Raw genomic sequence first — 612 nt, 5'->3', positions numbered from 1 at the left:
TTTAGAACTCCCTTTTCACCATCAAGAAAAGTGATGGCACTTTTTGTTGACCCAGTGTTTTTATAGCCAAAATCTAAAGTAATATGACCTGTTAAGTCTCTAAGTTTGGAAATATCTATGGCCTTCTCTCCTTCGGAACCTGTTATAACTGGGAATTCGTATATCTTCCCATCAATCTTAATTTCTGCAATATCTGACATATATATATCTTAAATTTATAATAAACAAAACTAACTAATCCTTTTCTATTAGCATTAAATCAACTATAACAAAGCTGTTAAATAATTATTAAATGTGGGTCAAAATCAAGTAAGATTAACAACTACTTACTGGGTTTGATCTCTTCCAAAACTGCGCCGCAATCCATCATTTCATCTCCATAATAAGGGTTCTGAATCTGTTTTTCGGAAGCCAGCCAATCCCCGCCCTCTCCTTTATTGGCCATAGGGCAATGTTGAACATAAATAGAGCCTTTTTTCAAATCTGCGTGTTTAAACATCGCAATTACATCTGAGCTCAAATAAGTAAATTCTTTTCTTTGCGAGGCTATGTCTTTGGCCGAAGCTATTTTTTCTGCAATTATAGCCGTATTCTCACAACCTGGAAAATTAG

At 34.6% G+C, this 612-nt stretch carries 1 protein-coding gene and 1 pseudogene; both read right to left on the bottom strand.

Translation table 11 applies throughout. The annotated features are described in order from the left end of the window. A pseudogene (gene gltA, locus AC1DG9_RS27610) lies at positions 1-200 on the bottom strand (citrate (Si)-synthase); the annotation flags it as partial. A gap of 122 nt (positions 201-322) precedes the next feature. Further along, on the bottom strand, positions 323-612 hold a 290-nt coding region (locus AC1DG9_RS27605), incomplete at its 5' end, for a DUF3347 domain-containing protein (RefSeq protein WP_477635770.1).

This window comes from Pedobacter sp. 05L430 (assembly GCF_056397585.1).
This window is presented reverse-complemented; position numbering and strand designations above follow the sequence as displayed.